Genomic DNA, 19,057 nt, shown 5'->3' with positions numbered 1-19,057 from the left:
AGAAAGGTCCGGACGATGCGTCTTCTCCAGCCCGCCAGTCTTTTCGCCGCCGCTTTCCTGCTCGTGCCCGGGGCCGCCATGGCCGATGGGCCGGATTATGCCGCGGCCGAACGGTTCACGCCGAAAGAGGTCTATGCGCTTCTCTACGGGGAAGACGCGGTCGATCAGGCAGCGGGCCGGAAGGACAGCTTCTCCTGGGATTATCGCTTCGATCCGGACATTGTGAAACCCGACTGGTCCGAAGACGGGCAGGGCTTCACTTTCGACTATCGCACAGCCAAAGGGGCTTTTCGCGCGACGGTGGACATCGCCGCGCGCGAGAAGACGTTCGCGGCTGCTCCGGAGGCCTCGGCCAGCGGAGCGGCGCAAGAGCGCCCAGCCGGGCTGCTGTCTCCCGACGGCTCTTTCCGTGTCGGCGTCGTTGATCACAATGTCGTCCTGATCTCGCCCGACGGTGAGCAGACCCAGCTCACCACGGATGGCGAACCGGGCCGCAGCTTTGCCGCCGAGGATGGCAGCTGGGACTCCCAGAAAGCTTTCCGGGCAAGGCTGGGCTGGTTTCCCGATGCCAAGCGCTTCTGGATGGAGCGCTGGGACAATCGTGAGGTCGGTGAGTACTGGATCCTGAACGCGCTGGCCGAACCGCGTCCGGCACTGCGGGAGTTTCACTTCGCGACGGCCGGTGACGAGCATGTTCCTATTCCGGAGCTCTGGGTGTTCGATGCCGAAGCCGAGACGGCCGTGCAGATCGATACCGCCCGCTGGCCGGGCCAGTTCGTCGGCAATATGGACATCGGTGTCGGCACGATCGGCAAGGGGATCCAGGCGCCCGAAGGCACCGGCGAGATCTATTATGTGCGGATGAGCCGGGGCTATGGCGAGGTCGAACTGGTCGCCGCCGATCCGGAGACGGGCGAGAGCCATGTCATCCTGCACGAGACGGGCGATCCATATTTTACGGTCCGCTATCCAGTCTTCCGGGTGCTTGATGGCGGCAAGGAGATTATCTGGCTGTCGGACCGCGACGGCTACAACCATCTCTACCTCTATACCGGCGAGGGGGAGCTGGTGCGCCAGCTGACAGACGGTGAGGTCGTGATCGAGAACATCCTGCATGTGGATGAGGAAAACCGGACCCTGATCGTGTCGGGCTATGGCGCTCAGGAAGGCGAGAATCCGCATTACCGTCACCATTTCCGGGTCGATCTCAAGACGGGCGAGACGGTGCTGCTCAATCCTGAGTCGGGCTATCACCACCTCCATCCGTCGCCGGACGGGGCCTATATGGTCGACACCTGGAGCCGCCCCGACCTGGCGCCGCGCTCTGTCCTGCTGGACGGGAACGGCAACAAGCTGATGGACCTCTACCAGACCGACATCTCCGCTCTGGAAGAGGCCGGCTGGGAGCCGCCGCTGCCCTTCGAGGCGGTGGCCGCCGACGGCGAGACCCCGCTCTATGGCAGTCTCTGGATGCCCTTCGATGTCGAGCCGGGCGAGACCGTGCCCATCCTCGTGAACCCGCAGCCGAACCCGTCGGGTTATGGCAACTTCGCGCTCGAATTCTATCCGACCGATTCCCGCGTCGCCTTCTCGCAGCTGGGGTTCGCCATCATGGCGTCGTCCACGCGAGGGCAGGCGCAGGGCGTGCGCGCGAAGGAGTACCTCACCTATAGCCGTGGCAATGTCCGCGACTATCCGCTGGCCGACAGCCGGACCACGCTCGAGCAATTGGGCGAACAGGTCGACGCGCTCGACCTGAGCCGCGCCGGTGTCTTCGGCTATTCGGGCGGGGCCTTCATGACGGCAGCGCTGCTGTTCACCTATCCAGACCTCTACCAGGCGGGGGCGGCTGGCTCCGGCAATCATGACAACCGGATCGCGGAGATGAATTCCGGCGAATACTTCTTCGGCGTCGAGCAGGAAGATGGCGAGTGGGTGGTGAATATGAAGACCAATCAGGCCATCGCCGACGGCCTGGACGCACCCTTCCTGCTCTATCATGGCGACAGCGACACCGACACGCATTTCGCCCATTCTGTGCGTCTGGCCGATGCGCTGATCGAGGCCGGCAAGGCGTTCGAGTTCATGATCTATCCCGGTCAGGACCACGATATGGCCGAGGACAGAAGCTATGAGCAGCGCCGTCTCTGGCAGTTCTTCGCGCGTCACATGATGGGCGACCGCTGGCGGTCGGACATCTACCGTCTCGACGAAAACAAGCAGGACTGACCGTGTCGCGGGCAGGCAGGGCCTCAAGCCCTGTCATGCTCGAACAAAAACATTGTATGCAAAATGTATGTGTGCAAGCTAGGCCACGCCGCCGGCTCAGGCCGGCTTGTGAAAATGCGTTTCAGGGGAGCGTAGACATAGAATGAGTAAGCCAATCTCGTACAAGTCGGCATCGACAGCCTGCATCTGGGGCGGCGAGGAAAGATCGTGGATGGACCGGGCCACGCAGGTGCCTGTGGTGCACAGCGTTGCCTTCGGCTACGAGGATGTCGATGAATGGCAGGCCGTCGCACTGGGCAAGGCGCCGGGCCACATCTATGGCCGAAACACCAATCCCACGGTTGCCGCCTTTGAAGAGAAGGTCCGGCTGCTGGAAGGCGCCGAAGCCGTCACCAGTGCCGCGACCGGGATGGGCATCATCAGCTCGGCCCTGTTCGGCCTGCTGAAGCCAGGTGACCGCGTGGTTTCGGTGAAGGACACGTATGGCGGTACCTCGGTCCTGTTTCAGGAGTTCCTGCCGCGCTTCGGCATCGAGGCGGTGCTGTGCGATACGGTCGACCATGAGGCGATCGAGCGCGAGATCGCAGCGGGCTGTCAGCTCGTCTATCTCGAAACGCCGACCAATCCGACAGCGAAGATCCTCGATATCGCCCGGCTCTCGGCGGCGGGCAAGCAGGCGGGCGCAATGGTTGTCGTGGACAACACCTTTGCCACGCCGATCAACCAGAACCCGCTCTCGCTCGGGGCCGATCTCGTCCTGCACAGCGCGACCAAATTCCTCGGCGGCCATGCCGATGCGCTGGGCGGGGTGATTTGCGGGGCGCGCCCGCTGGTCGAGCAGATCTATCATTTCCGCGAGATCAACGGCGCCACGCTGCACCCGATGGCGGCCTATTTCCTGCTGCGCGGGATGAAGACGCTCGCGCTGCGGATCGAGCGCCAGAACGCGAATGCGCTGGCGGTGGCGCGGTTCCTGGAGGGTCATCCCAAGGTCGAGACGGTGCATTATCCGGGGCTTGAGTCGCATCCGGGCCACGAGATCGCTGCGCGTCAGATGCGCGGCTTTGGCGGCATGCTGAGTTTCTCGCTCAAGGGCGGGGACTTCGAGGATGTGAAACGCTTCCTGCCGCGTCTCAAACATGCCCATGCCGCGGCCAATCTCGGAGCGGTCGAAACCACCGTCGGCCCGCCGGCCACGACCAGCCATGTCGAATGCACCGCCGAACAGCGCGCCGCGCTCGGTATTTCCGAAAGCCTGATCCGCTATTCCACCGGGATCGAGGATCCCGATGACCTGATCGCGGACCTCACCCAGGCGCTTGCAAGCCTCTGACAGATTCCTGTTTCAACCCGCTGGACGGGGTCTGGCCCAGGGCCGCGCCTATGGCGTGCGGCCCTGGGCCGTGGAGGATGTCACCAGCCGTTGATGCGGGGCCATTCGGCGACGATCTCGCCGTCCTCGATCACGTAGTAGCGGTCATATTCCGAGGCGGTTGCGCAGGCATGGTTCGGCAGAATGCGGACCCTGTCGCCAATCGCCAGCCGGGTCGGATCGCCTGCGCCGCTCCGCGACTCGATGATGCCATGCTCCTGATTGGTGCGGGCGACGAAGAAATCCTCCATCGGCTCGCCATCAAGGCCGAGGACGAGGCCGTAGCCCTGATCGACCGCCTGGTTTGCCGTGCCCCGGTCGCGGGACATGGCCATCCAGCCGGCGTCGGTGATGGCCCACTGCTTGTCGGCCTGATGGCCGATGACGGAGGCAAGCACGCTCAGCGCGATCTCCGAGGTGTCGCAGACGCCGATCCCGGCCATGACGAGGTCGAAGAAGACATAAACGCCGACGCGCACTTCGGTAATGCCGCTCAGGTCTTCCGCGAAGAGGCCGGTCGGTGTGGCGCCGATGGAGACTTCGTCCACCTCGATGCCGGCCTGTCTCAACCGGTCGGCGGCATGCACGCTCATGTCGCGTTCATTGCGGGCGGCGGCCTTGAGGTCTGCCTCGGAGGTTGCGTGATAGGACTCCCCGGCATGGGTCATGACGCCCCGGAAACGGAGATGCGGTGCGCTTTGCAGGACGGCGTCGGCCACGGGGATGAGCTGGTCGCCATCCGGCGCGATGCCGGAGCGATGGCCGTCCACGTCGAGCTCGATCAGCACCGGCAGGGAGAGGCCAAGCTCGGCGGCCTTTTCCGCCACGAGGCGGGCGGCCTCGACGCTGTCCAGGATGATCTTGATCCGCGCCCCGCGCGCGACGAGGGCGGCGATGGCCTCGAGCTTGGAGGGGATAATGCCGACGGCATAGAGGATGTCGCGCTCACCCTGGTCGAAGAAATATTCCGCCTCGCGCAGGGTTGAGACGGTGATGCCCTGGGTGTTCCCGCCGGCAATGACGTCCTGCATCACCTGGGCGCTCTTGTGGGTCTTCACATGCGGGCGGATGACGGTGCCGAGTTTGCCGACATGGTCGGCCATCCGCTTGATATTGGCGCGCATGCGGGCCCGGTCGAGAAGAAGCGCGGGCGTCTGAAGTTCGGTGAGGGGGCGTTTGGTGGTCATGGGTGAGGCTCTCCCGAAATCTATTGTTTTGCCAGGGCGCGCAGGTCCAGCGCCGCACCGGCGGCTTGTGCCGTTCTCAGGGCCAGGCGGGCAGCGGCAATATCCTGCAGGCCGACGCCGGTGCTGTCGAAGAGCGTGATAGCCTCAGGGCTGCTGCGTCCGGGGGCCTGACCTGAAATGACGGCGCCGATCGGCGTAAGGGCGGCTTCCTCGATCAGACCAAGCTCGTAGGCGTGCTGGCATTCGCCTATGGAGATGGCCTGTGCGGGCTCGTCAACGAAGGTCTCTGTCATGGCGATCAGGCCGGGCTCGACCTCATGCTTGCCTTTTGTGTCCGCGCCCATGCAGGCGATGTGCGTGCCTTCGCGGATCCAGGCGGCCCTGACGAAAGCCTCGAAGGAGGGGGTAATCGTGATCAGCACATCGGCCTCGCGTGCGGCTGTCTCCATGTCGGTTGCAACGGCCTCTATGCCCTCCTTGTTCAATTGCGCAGCAACGCGCTGAGGCCCGGCCAGAGACCGTGCGCTGACAAGGACGCGCTCGAAGCTACGTTCCGCCCAGACGGCGCGGATCTGGTGAAGGGCCTGACCGCCGGCGCCGATGATGCTGAGCGTCTTTACATCGTCACGGGCCAGAAGCCGGGTCGACAGCGCGCTGGCGCTCGCGGTGCGCAGGGCGGTCAGATAGCCCGCCTCGACGAGGGCCTCCGGGGCGCCGGTGTCGGGATCGAACAGGAGGATGGTGGACTGGTGATTGGCGAGCCCCTTTGCGGCATTGCCGGGCCAGAGCCCGCCTGCCTTGACCCCGAGCCCGCCGGTCGTGCGGTCGAAACCGGACTTGAAGCCGAAGATGGCGTCGGCATAGCCAAGGCGCTCGCGCACCACCGGGAAATTCGTCGCGTCGCCGCCGGCCATGGCGGCATAGACTTGGCGGATGGCCTCGGTCACGGCGTCCTGGCTGACGGCAGAGGTGATGAAGGGTTCTGAAACAAAGTGCATGTATTAAGGCTCCGCAGAGGTTGAAAGGCTAAAAGCCGGGCTGAAGGAAAAGAGATGACGCGGCTCGGCGTTTTGCTCTGGCAGACGGTCCATCGGTAAGATACGTTTTGAACCAAACGTTTTGTGAGAAGATCAGGGGAAGTGAATGCCAACGAAGACCAGCGCCAAACGACCGCCTCGGCGCACCCAGAAGGAACGGCGCACCGAAACCACGCGGGTTCTGATCGATGCGACGATCAAGGCGATCAATGAGCATGGCTATGCCGGCCTGCGCACCAGCCACATTACGCGGCGCGCCGGGGTCAGCTGGGGCGCGGTCCAGCACCTGTTCGGGGACAAGGGCGCGCTCTTGCTGGCCGTGGCCGGTGAGGCGTCCGACCAGCTGACGAAGAAGCTGCGCAGCTCGGTGAAGGGCTCCGATGATCTTCCGACGCGGTTGCGCACCATCATCGACCTGACCTGGAGCATCTACCGGCTGCCATCCTATGTCGCCATGGTCGAGATTATCCGCGATTCCCGCCGCGATCCGGCGCTCAACAAGAAGCTGCTGCGCGCGCAGACATCTCTGACGCAGGACCTGCGCGGGGTCTGGGAGGAAGTTCTGGGCGATACCGGGCTGGACAGCGACCAGATCAACCGGGTCCGTGACCTCGTTACCCTGACGCTGAGCGGTCTGGCCTCCCGGCGCATCTTCCTGAAGACGGAGACGGACGTCCCGGACATACTGGAATCGCTGCACTATTCGGCCATGTGCCTGCTTGAGCGGGACGGGGCCGTTCCGGGCTGACCGGCGCGCCTGCCATGCCTGCGCGCTGATGCGCGACGCCGCCGGGTGTCCGGGGCGTTGAGGGCAGGCAGGGGCCTTCATCATCGGGGTGGTCGCTCGTAACATAGCGTCTGGCCTAGCACCCTCGTGACCGTATTGATAGATTTGAAATTGTATGTAAGTGTTCTCCGGTACGGCGCTTTTGAGATGAAGCTGCCGAGGGGCGAGAGGCAGACGGGCACTCCATGGAACTGGCGAAAGACGCGAGCTTCGAAGAGATTTCCGGCTGGCTGGACGGTGTTCGCAAGCGCTGGGGCCAGCCGGGCGTCGGGCTCGGCCTGGTCTGCGAGGGCGAGGTGGCCTTCACGACGGGGCAGGGCGTACGCGAGGCCGGGCAAGCGGCCCCGGTCGACGAGGCCACGCTGTTTGCGCTGGCGAGCCTGTCGAAGTCTTTTGTCTCCGCCGGCGTGGGGCGCCTGGTTCATGAAGGTCTGCTGGATTGGGATGACCGCGTGCAGGCGCATCTGCCCTGGTTTCGCCTGTCCGACCCGTGGGTGAGCGAGCATGTCACGGTGAGGGACCTGATGTGCAACCGGCTGGGCCTCTTGCCCTCCGAAGGCCGTCACCGGCGCGTGGCGCGCGACCGGTATGACCTGCTGCGACGCATGCGGTACCAGCCCTTCCGGCACGATTTCCGCGCCCAGTATGGCTATTGCACCGACGGTTTTACCATTGCCGGGGAACTCGTCGAAGCTGTGACGGGCCAGAGCTGGGAGGCCTATACGCGGCACGCCTTCTGGGACCCGCTCGGCATGAGCGATACCAATGCCGATCATCTGGCTTCACGCGCCGCCCCCAACAGCTGCCGCCCGCACCGCATGATCAGCGGGTCGGCGCAGCCGATTGTCTGGGATTATGAAGGCCATGTGGCGACCCCGGCAGGCGGCGTGAACAGTTCCATACGCGACATCTCGAAATGGCTGGCGGGCAATGCGGCTGGTGGCACCTGGCAGGGCATGCCAGTCTTTCCTGCTGACGTTTTCGCCGAGATCACGCAGGCACATACCCCGGAACGCGGGGCCTTTGCTGAAAACGAATTGTCCTGCGTGGTAGGCCGCGGGCCTGACGGGATCGAGGATCAGGCCTATGGGCTCGGCTGGTATGTGCACCGCTACCGGTCCCGCAAGGTGATCTGTCATTCCGGACGCATAGACGGGTTCTGCGGCTTCGTGATGATCTGTCCGAATGAGCGGTTCGGCGTCATTGTTCTGGCGAATGCCGACAATGTGTGCTTTCCCCGGGCGGTCGCGCAGGCGCTGGTCGACTGGGGGCTGGGCCTGACGCCGACCGATTGGGACGGGCGGTTTCATGCCCACCAGAAAAAGCTCAACGCAGACCGTCAGCAGGCTGACGAAGCGCGCTTCGGGGCAGCGGGTGTCTGCCCATCGGTTGAAGCTTTTGCCGCCTGTTGCGGTGACTATGCCGACAGGACCGGCTTCGGTGAGGCGGCTCTCAGCTTGAAAGCGGGCGCATTGCAGCTGAGTATCGGCGCGGAAACGTTCGAGCTGACCCCGCGCGACGCAGAAACGCTTGTCGCGACGCCGGCGCGCCAGGATGCCCGTCCGCAATTCCTCGTCCATCTCGAACGCGACGGCCATGGCGGGGTTTGTCGCTTCACCACCGATCAGGGGGCCGTCTTCGAACGCGCGCCTGACAAGCAAGGAGATCAGGTCGCATGATTGGCACGAAGGCCATGCTTTACGTAAGTGTTGCGCTGGCAGCAGGCGCGGCGGCGGCTCAAGCTTCGCCGCAGGGAGACACGATGGAGACGCGTATCGGGGCGCCTGAAGCGCAATGTGTGCTCGAAACCTATTCGGCGGCCACCATGCCGGGCGTCAGTGCGGCGATCGCGACGGACGCTGGCGTGGTCTGGACCGGCGTTTCGGAGGGTCGCGCGGGCGAGGCAGACAGGCCGGTCAACGAAGCGAGCCTCTTCCCGCTTGGCAGCATCACCAAGGTCTATGTCTCCACCATCGTCCTGCAGCTGGTCGGCGAGGGACAACTCTCGCTCGACGATACGGTGGCGGACCGGCTGGGCGATCAGGCAGAAGGCATCGCCAATGCCGGGACGGCGACCGTCGCAAACCTGCTGAACCATACAAGCGGCATCCCGAGCTGGGAGGACAATCCCGACTGGATCCGCAAGGGGCGCGGCGCCGAGTTTGAGGCGAGCCATCACTGGGCGCCTGCCGAAACGCTGGACTATGTGCGCGGCACCCCAGCGCTCTTTCCAGCCGGGGAGCGCTATGCCTATTCCAATACCGATCACACGCTGCTCGGCCTGATTGTCGAAGCGGTGACGGGCACCGCAGTGACCGAGCAGCTCGACCGGCGCATTCGCGGCCCGCTTGGCCTGACGGAGACATGGCTCGAAGGCCATGAAGCAGCCCCCGACGTACGCCGGGCCCCACGCTTTCATTACGACACGCAAGCCTTCCATGAGGCGGCGGGCGGTCTGCCGCCCGGCTCGGAGAGCTTGGCTTCCGGCCTGTTCACGGCGTCGCAAACCAACCTCTCAACCGAATGGGCGGCTGGCGGCATGGTAGCGACCGCGCGGGAGGTTGCCGCCTTTGGCTGGGCGCTTGCCTCCGGCGCACTGTTGGAGCCGGATCAGCAGGCCGTGCTCGAGACCTTCCGCGAGGTGGATGCGCCTTGGGCCGCTGAGGCCTACGGGCCGGGCGGGCGGATATCGACCGGCCATGGCGTCTTCGACATCGGCACGGACAGCTTCGAGGTTTTCGGCCATGGCGGTGACGTCCTTGGCGGGTCGGCGGCACTGTTCTGGAACCGGGAAGAGGGCTTCGCCGTCGCCCTGCTGACGAATGTCGGCAGCATGCACACAGGCGGCCAGCCCTCTGCCGGGCAGGTCTTCTTTTCCAATCCGCTGCTGCGCCAGATGGCGCGGGCCTGGGGGCGTCCGGTCTCGCAGGCAGAAACCGAGCTTCAGGCCTTTCTGGAGGCGTCATGCAACTGATCCCGTCGCGTCCTGCCGGTGAAGTCATGCGGGCGCTGTCGGCAGGCCAGCCTTGCGTGTTCGCCAATCCGCTCAAGGTGCCGGATGCCCTGGCGAATAGCCGGCTGTCGCTTGCAGACATCGAGGCCGCCGAGGGGCGCCTGCGCCGGTTCGCGCCGCTGCTTCAGGCTGTCTTTCCGGAGCTCGAAGAGACGGGCGGGATCATCGAGTCGCCGCTCCTGCCCGGCGATGCGCTGGCCTCCTATGTCGGACTTCAGTTGGAGCAGCTATGGATCAAGGCCGACAGCGCCTTGCCAGTGGCGGGCAGCGTGAAGGCGCGCGGCGGGGTCTATGAAGTGCTTGCCTTTGCTGAAAAGATCGCCCGCGAAGCTGGCCTGCTCACCGAGGGTGACTATCGCTCTCTCGGGTCCCGCGAGGCCCGCGACTGTTTTTCCGGCCATACCGTCGTCGTCGGCAGCACCGGCAATCTCGGCTTCAGCATCGGCCTGACGGCCCGTGCGCTCGGCCTGGGCGCCGAAGTGCACATGTCGTCCGAGGCGAAGGCCTGGAAGAAGGCGCGTCTGCGCAAGGTCGGCGCGACGGTCGTCGAGCATGAGGGGGATTACCGCTCGGCTGTGGCCGAAGCGCGCCGGATCGCCGAGGCTGATCCGAAGCGCTATTTCGTGGATGACGAGCATTCCGAGACGCTGTTCATCGGTTATGCGACGGCGGCGCTGCGGCTGAAAGAGCAGTTCGCACAGGCCGGGATCGTGCCCACGGAAGAGGCGCCCGTCGTCGTCTTCCTGCCCTGTGGGGTCGGCGGCGCGCCGGGCGGGATCACCTTCGGTCTGAAGGCCGTTTTCGGCGAGGCTGTGAAGACGGTTCTCGTCCAGCCCGTCGAGGCGCCATGCTTCCTCCTGCGCGCGCTCCGGCCGGACGAGCCCGACATCACCGTCTACGATATCGGCCGGACCAACCGGACCGTTGCCGACGGCATGGCCGTGCCCTGTGTCTCCGACCTCGTCTTCCAGCTTGTCGGCAAGGCGGTCGACGGCTTTGTCAGCGTCTCCGATCCGGCGATGCTGGATTGGGTCAACCGGACCTGGAGGGATATGGAGCTGCGGCTGGAGCCGTCGGGCGCGGCCGGTTTTGCCGCGCTTGAACGCGTGCTCCCGGAAATGGAGCGCCCGGCGCGTGCCCGCTTCGTGGTCTGGACCACAGGCGGCGCCATGCTGCCGGATGACGAGTTCGAGCCGCTGCTGACCACGTCTTTATCCTCGGCCGGAACTGGGGGCGCTCGCTGATGCGGCGCCTTGCCGGAGACGGGACGAGAATGACCCGTGCGAGCGAGTCGATGGCTTGCAAGAGAGAGCAGGGCGGGGTGGCATCCCTAGGCTTTCCGTCCAGCCCCTTCGTCACCGAATGGGCCAGGCCGTGTGGCGTGAGCCTGCGCAGCTTTGTCTGACTGATCCGGAAAGAGGCCCCAGAACGATATGTCCCCAATCTCGAACGGTTTTGCGGCCCTGGCCGACTGGCTCGCCTCAACGACTTTCTATGCGGTCAATGTCGGCGGGGTGGAGATCAACCTCATCGTGGTCTGGCTGGCGACGGCCATGATCTTCTTTACCGTCCGGCTCGGCTTTCTGAATGTGCGCGCCTTCCCCCTGGCGATCCGCAATCTGGTGCAGCGGCGCAAGGAAGAAGGGGCAGCCGGCGAGCTGTCGCACTTCGAAGCGCTGATGACCGCGCTCTCGGGCACGGTTGGCCTTGGCAATATTGCCGGGGTTTCCATCGCCATCGCCATGGGCGGGCCGGGCGCCGTGGTCTGGATGGTGCTGCTCGGCTTCTTCGCCATGACCCTGAAATGCGTGGAAGTGACCCTCGGGGTGAAATACCGCCAGATCCGCGAGAATGGCCAAGTCAGCGGCGGGCCGATGTGGACCTTGCGCAACGGGCTTGCCGCGCATGGACGGCCGCGGCTCGGCAAGATACTCGGCGGGATCTATGCCGGCTTCTGCATGTTCGCCTTCATCCAGGTCATCCAGGTCAACCAGTCCTATTCGCAGCTGAGCGTGGTCATGGGCTGGGAGCAGAGCCAGACGACGGCGCTTGTCTTCGGTCTCGTCATCGCCGGGCTGGCCGCGCTTGTCCTGATCGGGGGCGTGACGGTGCTGGCGAGTGTGACGTCCCGTCTCGTGCCGCTGATGTGCCTGATCTATGTCATGGGCGTCGTGGTCGTGCTGGCGACCCATGCGACGCTCATCCCCGGCGCGCTCTGGATCATTCTGAAGGATGCCGTCGCGCCGGAGGCCGTGGCCGGCGGGATATTCGGGGCCTTCGTGGCCGGGATGCGACGGGCCGTCTTCTCGAACGAGGCCGGCGTGGGCACAGCCTCCATCGTGCACGCGCTCGTCAAGACCGACGAGCCGGCGTCTGAGGGCATCGTGGCCCTGCTCGAACCGTTCATCGACACGATCGTCATCTGTACGTGTACGGCGCTTGTCGTCGTCGTCACGGGGGCCTATCAGGGCGAGCATAGCGACATCGCCATGACGTCGGCGGCCTTTGAAAGCGTCGTCTCCTGGTTCCCCTCCGTGCTGGCGGTCGTGGTCTGCCTCTTCGCTTTCTCCACCATCATCACGGTCGGCTATTACGGCCTTCAGGCCTGGGGCTATCTGGTCGGCTTCTCGCCATTGAAGGCGCGGCTTTATCTCGCCTTCTTCTGCGGCGCCTTGCCGATCGGGTCGCTGGTCGATGTCAGCACAGTGATCAAGTTTTCCGACAGCTTTTTCTTTTTGCTCTCGGTGCCCAATGTGATCGGCCTTTATATCATGTCCGCGGACATCCGGAGCGAGTGTCTCGGCTACGTCAAGCGCCAGCGCGCGCGCCTCTCAAGCAGGAGCTGAACCGCCTATGCAACAGACTTCAGGACATCAGATGGACCCGCTCTCGGCCATGAAGGCGCAGGCCTGGCCCCAGGCGATAAAGGCGACCGTCGCTGTCGAACGCTGGACGCTCGCAAAGCCTTTCATCATCGCGCGTGGGCGTATGGATGCTGTCGACGTTGTTGTCGTCACGCTCGAGGCCGATGGGGTGACAGGGCGGGGTGAATCCTGTCCGGTCGACCATTACGGAGAGACGACGGACGGCGTCGTCGCGCTGGCCACCCGGATGACGGACATGCTTTGCGTGGGCCGTTCATGGGCCGAGTGCCATGATGCGTTTCCGGCCGGGGCGGCGCGCAATGCCGTCGATTGCGCGGTCTGGGACCTGGTCGCCAAACACAATGGCAAACGCGTGCATGAGATTCTGGGACTGCCGCAGCCGGGGCTGGTCCAAACCGTCTTTACACTGAGCATAGACACGCCCGCAGGCATGGCCGAAGCGGCCGCTGCCGCCGGGGCATACCGGCACCTGAAGCTGAAGCTCGGCAAGGAGAGCGATGCCGGCCATGTCGAGGCGGTGCGTGCGGCCGCGCCGGACAAGGTGCTGATCGCCGACGTCAATGAAGCCTGGTCGCGCGAACAGGTCATCTCGAACATGCCGTCCCTTCAGAAGGCGGGCCTGCGCATGCTGGAACAGCCGCTGCGGGCCGGAGAGGATGCAGGCTTGTCAGGCTTGGAGCGGCTGGTGCCCGTCGGGGCCGACGAGTCCTGCCATGTCGCCGATGATCTGGACAGTCTGAAGGGCCTCTATGATGTCGTCAACATCAAGCTCGACAAGACGGGCGGACTGACCGAGGCGATGCGGCTGCTGACCCGTGCTGAGCAAATGGGATTTACCCCCATGGTCGGCTGCATGCTCGGCACTTCGCTTGCCATGGCGCCCGCACATCTCGTCGCCCAGCGCTGTGCGTTCGTCGATATCGATGCGCCCTTGCTGGTCGGTGCCGACCGTGAGACCGCGCTGGTCTATGACAAGGGCGTCGTCTCACCCCCGGAGCCCGCCCTGTGGGGCTGACCCCATCATTCAACGATCAAACCTGGTCAGGAGGACCGGACCGTGAATATCGCAATGCCCTACCTTCTCTTCATCGGTGATTCCGAGTTCGTGAAGACCGCCCGCGGCGTGCGGGACTGGCGTCCCGAACAATGCATCGCGCAGTATCGCCATGCCTCCAATCCGGTCAGCCTCGACCTGCCGGACACGGGGTTCGATGAGGCTTTCAAGGCGGGCGCGCGAACGATGCTGCTTGGGGCGGCCCCGCCCGGCGGCGGCCTGCCGGAGCATTGGGTCGATGATGTCTGCAAGGCCCTGCGGGCCGGGCTCGATATTGCCAGTGGCCTACACGACCGGCTGAACGCCCACCCTGTCATCAAGCCTCTGGCCGACGAGCTGGGCCGGACTCTCTGGGATGTGCGTTCGCCCGAGCCGAGCTATCCCTTCGGCACGTTTGAACGGCGGCCGGGCAAACGCCTGCTCACCGTTGGCACCGACTGCGCGGTCGGCAAGAAGTACACCGCGCTTGCCATCGAACAGGAAATGACGGCGCGCGGCCTGGACGCGACCTTCCGCGCCACCGGCCAGACCGGTATCCTCATTGCCGGGGGCGGAATCCCGATCGACTCTGTCGTGGCGGACTTCATCGCGGCGGCTGCGGCGCAATTGTCACCGCCAGCCGAGCCGGCCCATTGGGATGTCATCGAGGGCCAGGGCTCGCTCTTCCATCCGGCCTATGCCGGTGTAACGCTGGGCCTGCTGCATGGCAGCCAGCCCGATGCGCTGGTGCTCTGCACCGACCCGACCCGGACCGGGATCGGCGCCTTCGAGCATTATCCCCAGCCTGACCTGCAGGAAGCCGTCCGGCGCTACACCGAGGCCGGTGCGCTCACCAATCCTGACATCGAGGTGATCGGTGTCAGCATGAACACGTCGGCCATGGGCGAGGATGAGGCCCGGGAGCTGCTCGAGCGGGAAGAGGCCCGGCTTGGGCTGCCTTGCGTTGACCCGATCCGTCTCGGCGTGGGCCGGATCGTGGACCGGCTGGCTGGATGACCGGGCGGGCGCGGCTGCTGGCTAGTGTCTGGCGACCGTCCCGACATATTGGGTCGGGGAGTGACCGAAAGTCCGTCGGAACATGACCGTAAAGGCGCTCGGGCTGCTATAGCCGACATCGAGCGCCACGGTCGTGACCGGCTGGCCTTCCAGCAGGCGTGACAGCGCCACCATGAGCCGCGCATTCTGACGCCAAGTGGCAAAGCTCATATTGGTTTCCTTCCGGAAGGCGCGTGTGAAGGTGCGCCGGCTCATGAAGGTTTCCTGCGTCCAGTCTTCCAGCGTGCGCGCATCGCCCGGATTCTCGATGATGGTCTGGCACATCTGCAGCAGGCGCGGATGGCTGGGCAGCGGCAATTCGAGCGGGAAGGGCGGGCTGTTGATCAACTCGTCCATGATCAGCCGGATCAGGCGGCCGTCGCGGCCTGTCTCGTCATACTCGATGGGCAGGCGGGCGGCTTCGATGAGCAGCTCGCGGAAGAGCGGCGAGACCTCGATCAGCGTCGCTTCCCTGGGAAGGCGCGGATCGTAGTCGGGCTCGATGTAGAGCGTGCGCACGGACACGTTTCCGCGGGCGCGCATCTCGTGCCTGTGGCCGCCCGGAATCCAGACTGCGCGTTGCGGGGGCACTGTGAAGCTTGCCTTCTCGGTGTTGACCACCATGGTGCCGGACGAGGCGTAGAGAAGCTGCCCGCGCTTGTGGGTGTGCGGCGGGTCGATGAAATGCGGCTCATACTCGTCCGCCAGGGCGGCAACAGGGCGTGGAACGTCCTGATAGTCGATACCACGACGGCTGCGGCCAGTTTGGCCCTCACAAGACAAATCCGGCGCCGATCTCAATTGCGTGCTCATGGGGCTTCACAATACGTCTTGCGGCAGAAAGGCTCAACACGGATCATGCGAGCAGCTGCCACAGGTGCGGCCCTGCTGCTGAAATGACCATAGCATCAGGTAAGCCCGACTTATGGCCACAGATACGCCTTCCCAGGACGCCAAGACGGATGATTGGCTCACCCCCGAGCTGCGCGATTTCGCGGACGCCCTTGTCCGGGAGTCGCAGCGGCTCGGCGCGCATCCCGACCTTCCGATGGCCAGACGCCGCGCCATCGCGGAAGAGGCGAGACAGCGCTGGTCCAGCGGCGGGCCGGATATGCGGCGGGTCCGCGACACCATGATCCCGACCTCGCTCGGTGAGACGCGCGTGCGGATTTTCGATCCGAACGGGGCCGACAGCCAGCCCGCCCTGATCTATCTGCATGGCGGGGGCTGGATGATCTTCAGCCTCGAGACCCATGAGCGCATCATGCGCGAACTTGCCGTGCGCTCTGGTATGGTCGTGGTCGGCATCGACTATGCGCTCGCGCCGGAGGTCAGATTCCCTGGGGCGCTTGGGCAGATCACCGAGGTCGTTCGCGCCCTGTCCGAGGGCGAGTGCTGTCCGGAAATTGATCCGGCGCGTCTGTATATCGGCGGGGACTCGGCGGGCGGCAATCTGTCGGTCGCGACCGCGCTGACGCTGCGCGACGAGGGCCGGCCGGATCTCCTGAAAGGGCTCTTGCTGTTTTACGCCGTCGTTGATCGGGTGTGTTCAGCCGAAGCGGTCCGGCGCTATGGCGGCCCGGAGAACCTGCTAACGGCTGCGGAAATGGAAGAGTTCTGGACGACATACCTCGCGGACGATGCCGACGCCCAAAACCCGCTTGCCAATCTTTCCCAGGCCTGTCTGGACGGCCTGCCGCCTGTTGCCTCGGTGATTGCCGGATGCGACGTCCTGGCTGAGCAGAATTTGAAATTCGCCGGGGCGCTGGAACGTGCCGGTGTGTCGGTTGACCACCGTGTTTTCGAGGGCGCTTGCCACAGTTTTATCGAGGCTGCGGAAACGGCGCCGACGGCACGCGACGCCCTTCAATATGCCGCGGACTGGCTGCGGCGGCAGGCGGGGCGCTAGCGCCTCAGCCGGCCAGTGTCGCGGTCTTGATCAGAGCGTAGACGGCCTGGCCTTCCTGTAGGGAGAGGTCTTCAGCCGCCGCCCGCGTCACGCGCACTGGAAGGTGCGTGCCGGACAGCGTGACCTCGACCCGCATGAACGGCCCATCGCCGTCCGCACGGATAGCCGCCACCTCTCCTGTCAGCGCATTTCGGATGCTGAGCCCGTCGGGCCGGGTGAGCGACAGCGCGACCTCATTGGCCCGCAGGAGGAGCCGGACAGGATCGCCGATGGAGCGCGACTGTTCGGCCGGCAGGCGGAGGACCCCGCCCGCGACCTCGATATCCATCAGGTCAAGCCGCTCGTCGAAAGCCGTCACCTGACCGGACAGGATGGCGCCATCATCGTCTTCGCCAAAGGCATGGGCGTTGAGACAGGCGGTGACATCACCATAGGCGGTTTCGCGACCTGCCTCGAGAATGAGGATCCGGTCGGCCAGGCTCGCGACCTCCTCAATGTCGTGGCTGACATAGAGCACCGGCATGGCGAACTGGGCCTGAAGGCGCTGCAGATAGGGCAGAATGGCCAGTTTGCGCTTGCGGTCCAGCGCGGAAAAGGGCTCGTCGAGAAGCAGGATGTCCGGCCGGGTCAGCAGGGCCTGGGCGAGTGCGACCCGCTGGCGTTCGCCCCCCGACAGCATGGCCGGGCGGTGCTCCATGAGCGGGGCGATGTCGAGCGCGGCGGTAACGTCCTCAAGGCTGTAACGGGCCGGACGTTTGCCGGTACGCTTCTCGCCATAGCTCAGATTGCCGGCGACGCTGAGATGCGGCAGCAGGGGCGCGCCCTGGCGGACGAACCCGGCCGGGCGCTTGTACGGCGGCAGGAAGCGGCGTGCGGCGGTGTCACACCAGACCTCATCTCTTCCAAGGATGCGGCCGCGATCCGGGCGCTCGAAGCCGGCTATCAGGCGCAGCAGGGTCGACTTGCCGGACCCGCTCGGCCCGAAGATGGCGGTGATGCCCTCCAGCGGGAGGTCGCGCGACAGCGCCAGCCCGAAGCCTGCGAAACGCTTCTCCAGGTCGAGGGTGAGCGTGTCAGTGGGCATGGACGGGGAAGCGCCGGTTGAAGGCATAGACGAAGAGCAGGACGATGAAGGACAGCCCCAGCAGGATGGCCGAGAGCGTGTGAGCCTCCGCATAGGCGAGGTTGTCGACATGCTCATAGATGGCAATCGAGATGACGCGGGTGCGCTCCGGGATGTTGCCGCCGACCATCAGCACGACGCCGAATTCGCCAAGCGTATGCGCGAAGCTGAGCACGATGGCGGTCACGAAGCCGCGCGCGGCGCCCGGCATGGCGACGGTGAAGAAGGCGTCCAGCGGCGCAGCCCGCAGGCTGGCGGCGAGTTCCATGGCGCTGCGTCCGGTCGTCTCGAAGGCGGTCTGTAGAGGCTGCACCATGAAGGGCAGGGAGTAGATCACCGAAGCAATGACGAGCCCGGCGAATGAGAAGGTCAGCGTGTCGCCGGTGACGCTCAGCCAGAAGCTGCCAATCGGGCTGTCCGGGTTAAAGGCGATCAGCAGGTAGAAGCCGAGCACGGTCGGCGGCAGGACGAGCGGCAGGGCAACCAGCGCCTCGATGACGGGCTTGGCCCGGGTACGTGTTGTCGCCAGCCACCAGGCCAGCGGCGTCCCAATGAGGAGCAGCAGGCCCGTTGTCGTCAGGGCGAGCCTCAAGGTCAGCCACAGGGCCGGAAGATCGGGCAGGGTCACGGCGTGTCGTACCCGTAGCCGGAGATGATGGCTTTCGCATCGTCGCCCCGCAGGAAGGCGATGAAGGCCTGGGCGGCCTCATTGTCGGCGCTGCGCTTCAGGAGGACAGCGTCCTGGCGGATGGGGGTGTAGAGCGTCTGCGGTGGATCCCACCGGGCGCCGCGTTCGCCGTCCTCCAGCGAGAGCACTTGCGACAGCGCCACGAAGCCAAGCTCGGCATTGCCGGTCTTCACGAAGGCGAAGGCCTGGCCGATATTCTCCCCGCGCACAAGCTTGCCCTCCAATTGGCCCGTGAGGCCCAGCCCGGCGATGACTTCCGTCGCCGCGGCGCCATAAGGGGCGAGCTCCGGATTGGCGATGGCGACATGGCGCAGGTCGGGCGCGGCCAGTGCCTCCGGGCTGATCTCGCCGCCCTCGGGGCGCCAGAGCGTCAGCTGGCCGATGGCATAGGTAAAGCGTGTGCCGGGCACGATCTGCGATTCGGCTTCAAGGCGTTTGGGCCGGGCCTCGTCGGCGGCCAGGAAAATGTCATAGGGCGCGCCGTGGATGATCTGGGTGTAGAGCTTGCCGGTCGAGCCGACGGAGACGGTGAGATCATGCCCTGTCTGCGATTCGAAGACGGTTTCGAGTTCCGCCATGACGGGGCGGAAATTCGAGGCGACGGCAATCGTCGCCTCGTCAGCCTGAGCCTGGGCTGGAAAGAGCGCGAGCAGGGCCAGCATGGCGCCGGCCAGGCCGATGCGCGGCTTTATCACACAGCTCTGGAAGGGTGGTTTTCGCCACACGTCGGCTTGCCGC

16 protein-coding genes are annotated in these 19,057 nt (G+C 65.2%); 10 read left to right on the top strand and 6 right to left on the bottom strand.

Annotation, left to right across the window (positions count from 1 at the left end; translation table 11 throughout):
• The first annotated feature begins 15 nt into the window (after positions 1-15).
• Complete coding sequence (locus B8784_RS06940) at positions 16-2,229, top strand: S9 family peptidase (RefSeq protein ID WP_084396867.1); 2,214 nt, start codon at positions 16-18, stop codon at positions 2,227-2,229.
• A 142-nt stretch (positions 2,230-2,371) separates the two neighbouring features.
• Entirely contained in the window at positions 2,372-3,562 is a 1,191-nt protein-coding gene (locus tag B8784_RS06935; protein WP_084396866.1) for a cystathionine gamma-synthase family protein, read from the top strand.
• A gap of 80 nt (positions 3,563-3,642) precedes the next feature.
• Here B8784_RS06935 and B8784_RS06930 read toward each other — a convergent pair whose 3' ends face one another.
• The gene (locus B8784_RS06930; protein ID WP_084396865.1) at positions 3,643-4,788 is read right to left on the bottom strand and encodes an alanine racemase; all 1,146 of its coding nucleotides are present in this window, start codon (positions 4,786-4,788) and stop codon (positions 3,643-3,645) included.
• Positions 4,789-4,808: 20 nt separating this feature from the next.
• Positions 4,809-5,786 (bottom strand): ornithine cyclodeaminase family protein, encoded by a 978-nt coding sequence (locus B8784_RS06925; RefSeq protein ID WP_084396864.1) that lies wholly within the window; start codon positions 5,784-5,786, stop codon positions 4,809-4,811.
• Positions 5,787-5,931: 145 nt separating this feature from the next.
• Between B8784_RS06925 and B8784_RS06920 the strand changes: the two genes are divergently transcribed.
• From B8784_RS06920 to B8784_RS06890, 7 genes are all read left to right on the top strand, one after another.
• Complete coding sequence (locus B8784_RS06920; RefSeq protein WP_084396863.1) at positions 5,932-6,573, top strand: TetR/AcrR family transcriptional regulator; 642 nt, start codon at positions 5,932-5,934, stop codon at positions 6,571-6,573.
• A 224-nt stretch (positions 6,574-6,797) separates the two neighbouring features.
• Entirely contained in the window at positions 6,798-8,291 is a 1,494-nt protein-coding gene (locus B8784_RS06915; RefSeq protein WP_084396862.1) for a serine hydrolase domain-containing protein, read from the top strand.
• Positions 8,288-9,586, top strand: a complete 1,299-nt coding sequence (locus B8784_RS06910; RefSeq protein WP_084396861.1) for a serine hydrolase domain-containing protein — start codon at positions 8,288-8,290, stop codon at positions 9,584-9,586. Before B8784_RS06915 ends, B8784_RS06910 begins: the two co-directional genes overlap by 4 nt.
• Positions 9,577-10,869, top strand: a complete 1,293-nt coding sequence (locus B8784_RS06905; protein ID WP_084396860.1) for a D-serine ammonia-lyase — start codon at positions 9,577-9,579, stop codon at positions 10,867-10,869. The genes B8784_RS06910 and B8784_RS06905 overlap by 10 nt, the downstream gene beginning before the upstream one ends.
• Positions 10,870-11,058: 189 nt before the next feature.
• Positions 11,059-12,471, top strand: a complete 1,413-nt coding sequence (locus B8784_RS06900; RefSeq protein ID WP_084396859.1) for an alanine/glycine:cation symporter family protein — start codon at positions 11,059-11,061, stop codon at positions 12,469-12,471.
• Between the two features lie 7 nt (positions 12,472-12,478).
• On the top strand, positions 12,479-13,525 hold the full coding sequence (gene dgcA, locus B8784_RS06895; protein WP_233356009.1) for an N-acetyl-D-Glu racemase DgcA: 1,047 nt from the start codon (positions 12,479-12,481) through the stop codon (positions 13,523-13,525).
• Positions 13,526-13,567: 42 nt separating this feature from the next.
• Positions 13,568-14,560, top strand: coding sequence for a DUF1611 domain-containing protein (locus B8784_RS06890; protein WP_084396858.1), 993 nt, complete (start codon positions 13,568-13,570; stop codon positions 14,558-14,560).
• Positions 14,561-14,581: 21 nt separating this feature from the next.
• Here the strand turns inward: B8784_RS06890 and B8784_RS06885 are convergent, their stop codons facing one another.
• On the bottom strand, positions 14,582-15,412 hold the full coding sequence (locus tag B8784_RS06885; protein WP_084396857.1) for an AraC family transcriptional regulator: 831 nt from the start codon (positions 15,410-15,412) through the stop codon (positions 14,582-14,584).
• A gap of 112 nt (positions 15,413-15,524) precedes the next feature.
• Between B8784_RS06885 and B8784_RS06880 the strand changes: the two genes are divergently transcribed.
• Complete coding sequence (locus tag B8784_RS06880) at positions 15,525-16,508, top strand: alpha/beta hydrolase (protein WP_084396856.1); 984 nt, start codon at positions 15,525-15,527, stop codon at positions 16,506-16,508.
• 4 nt (positions 16,509-16,512) lie between these two features.
• Here the strand turns inward: B8784_RS06880 and modC are convergent, their stop codons facing one another.
• Genes modC through modA form a run of 3 tightly spaced genes read right to left on the bottom strand, consistent with a single transcriptional unit; the run spans position 16,513 to position 19,044 of the window.
• Positions 16,513-17,592: a molybdenum ABC transporter ATP-binding protein gene (gene modC, locus B8784_RS06875; protein WP_158085614.1), complete on the bottom strand. Its 1,080-nt coding sequence runs from the start codon at positions 17,590-17,592 to the stop codon at positions 16,513-16,515.
• The gene (gene modB / locus B8784_RS06870; protein WP_084396854.1) at positions 17,582-18,259 is read right to left on the bottom strand and encodes a molybdate ABC transporter permease subunit; all 678 of its coding nucleotides are present in this window, start codon (positions 18,257-18,259) and stop codon (positions 17,582-17,584) included. Before modB ends, modC begins: the two co-directional genes overlap by 11 nt.
• A complete protein-coding gene (gene modA / locus B8784_RS06865; protein ID WP_233356008.1) occupies positions 18,256-19,044 on the bottom strand; it encodes a molybdate ABC transporter substrate-binding protein in 789 nt (262 codons plus the stop codon). Before modA ends, modB begins: the two co-directional genes overlap by 4 nt.
• Positions 19,045-19,057 lie beyond the last annotated feature (13 nt).

The organism is Henriciella aquimarina, from assembly GCF_002088975.1.
Lineage (GTDB): Bacteria > Pseudomonadota > Alphaproteobacteria > Caulobacterales > Hyphomonadaceae > Henriciella > Henriciella aquimarina.
The sequence above is the reverse complement of the archived record's forward strand: the minus strand, read 5'-3'. Positions and strand labels throughout refer to the sequence as shown.